At 29.8% G+C, this 2501-nt stretch carries 2 protein-coding genes; both read right to left on the bottom strand.

What is annotated here, in order from left to right; all coding sequences use genetic code 11:
• Positions 1-63 precede the first annotated feature (63 nt).
• Positions 64-825, bottom strand: coding sequence for an ATP-binding protein (locus tag HPY57_16215; protein ID NPV13305.1), 762 nt, complete (start codon positions 823-825; stop codon positions 64-66).
• Positions 822-2402 (bottom strand): IS21 family transposase, encoded by a 1581-nt coding sequence (locus tag HPY57_16210; GenBank protein NPV13304.1) that lies wholly within the window; start codon positions 2400-2402, stop codon positions 822-824. Before HPY57_16210 ends, HPY57_16215 begins: the two co-directional genes overlap by 4 nt.
• Positions 2403-2501: the final 99 nt, after the last annotated feature.

Genomic DNA, 2501 nt, shown 5'->3' with positions numbered 1-2501 from the left:
TGTATTTGTCAACCGAAAAATCCCCCAAATTTTAATCGAAAAGTATACCACTAATGTTAAAAATTAATTAGGCTTTCCCAGCCAATCCATAGTTTCTTTCATTCTATAAGAGTTGCCATTCATATTAATGACATAAGATTTATGAGTTAGTCTGTCTATTAAAGCAGCAGTTAACACAGGATCTTTAAAAACTTCATTCCATCTATCAAAAGAAAGATTTGTTGTAATGATTGTTGATTTTCTCTCAGCCCGAAGGGAAAGAAAAGTAAATAGTAATTCGCTGCCTTCTTTATCAAAAGAAATATATCCTAATTCATCGGCTATAATAAGATCGTATTTCTCAAACTTTTTTTCAAAAGAGCGTAATCTCTTTTCGCTACGCGATTCTTTCAGTTCGTTAATAAGTAATGGTACAGTAGTAAAAAATACCTTGTAGCCAGCATTGCAAGCTGCAATTCCAAGCCCTATAGAAATATGGGTCTTGCCGGTACCAGGATTACCTGCAAATATAATATTTTTACTTTCTTCAATAAACTTTAAAGTTTTAAGTTCTTTTAGTCTTTTTTTAGCTTCATCAGGTAAATACTCAGATTTTAAATCCTCAAGATATTTTTTATATGGGAACTGAGCATTTTTTATTCTATTCTTTTTCCCATTTTCCTTTCTTATATCATATGCATCCCTAAAAATGTCTCTTAAAAATTCTTCATAGGAAATATCAAGCCGATAGGCTTCCTCAATTCTATTTTTAAGAGATTGATTAATTCCAGGTATTTTAAGTTCTTTAACATAAGTTTTAATTTCACTCAACAATTCATTTTTCAATTCAATAGACCTCCTTGGTTTTTAGATTTTAAGTCGAATAAATCATCTAATTTTCCAATTAAATTGATAGAAGCTTGTTCGATATCATCTTTTTTATCTATAGAAGAGATTTCTTTATCAGGAGATCTATTTAAAAGAATGTTTTTTATGTTGTCTGTAGTAACTATAGTTCTTTTTATCTGTGATAATTTTTTTACTGCATCTAAAACAGGATGAAGCCCTTTTTCTTTAATAAGTTCTAAAAGTACTATGAAATCCTTCGGGTTATTGATATAATAATTATGGTATATGGTTTGAAGCTCTGGACACATCTGGTGCCTTCCGGCACTTGAATGAAGTGCTCCAGGCTTCTTTTTTAATGTATGTATAAAGTGATTAATATCAATAATCCATTTATGAACTAAGTAAGATCTTTCGTGTGAAGCTACTAAAGAGTCTTTGTAGTATATCTTAATTGTATCTGGATGAATTTTGGCTATTACAAATTTACCTACTAAATAGTCTGGTACTGAATATTTATTTTGATCGATATTTACAGTGCTATATTTATTTACTCTGAGTTCTACTCTTCTTGACACATCATATCTAGATTTTAAAGGTAAAAGATAGGATTTTTCTTCTTTAAGAATTTCTTTTGGTGACTTTCCTTGAAAGTATGACCTAGTTTTTGAGTTCAAAATATTTAATCTTTCTTCTAAGTATTTATTTGCTTCTTCAATTGAGCCGAAGGCTTGTTTTCTTGAAAAAACCTTTCTTCTTATAAATTCGATTCCCCTTTCTACATGTCCCTTTTCATTGCCACTACGGGCATTACAAAACCTATATCTAAAACCATAATAAAGAGAAAGCTTAATTAAATCTTCTGTTGCTTCTTTTTCGCTACGTCCTACGAAGGTTTTGACAGCTTGTTTCATGTTATCATAGACAATTTCTTTGTGTATTCCACCAATATTTTCAAAGGCTTTAACGTGAATATCTAAAAAATTTTCTATCTTTTTATTTCTATAAAGTCTTCCATAGTGATAAGACCCTTTAGCAGTTGTAAATAATCCTATATTAAGTGTTGTATCTTTTCCATTAATATCTACTTTAACCTCACCCCAATCAAATTCTAACGTTTCGCCTAAATTATATTCCTGCCTAATATATGCTTCTTTAGCTTCTCCTTTCTCTCTAATATAGTTACAAACAGTTGTATAACCTATATCATATCCTTCTTCTATTAAATGTTCATGAATATCTACTTTTTTCATTACTTGCTTTGACTTACCCGAAAGTTTCTTTTTTTCATTCTCTTCAAGGCAATTATCTATTATCTCAATAACTTCATCAGTTAGTTTAACTTTATTTCTTTTTGATGTATCATATTTAGGTTTTGATACCATTTCTTCAATTAACAAAAGAATCTTTTTTTCATCACTTTCAGCTCCTAGTTTTTGAAGCTTGTCCTCAAACTCCTTTATATACTTTCTAACTGTTTTTCTTGATATTCCTAAGTCTCTGCTTATTGACCTTTGTGATTCACCCTCTCTAAAATATTTTAGTAATATTTCTGCTTTTTGTTGCAAACTTATCATCCTCCACTAGCCCCCCATAATTTCTTATAGGGGTAGTATATTTTATAGTGGGGGATTTTTCAATTAATACAGTGGGTTACTTTTAGACTAACATAAACA

It is taken from the genome of Ignavibacteria bacterium (assembly GCA_013177855.1).
Lineage (GTDB): Bacteria > Bacteroidota > Ignavibacteria > Ch128b > Ch128b > Ch128b.
The sequence above is the reverse complement of the archived record's forward strand: the minus strand, read 5'-3'. Positions and strand labels throughout refer to the sequence as shown.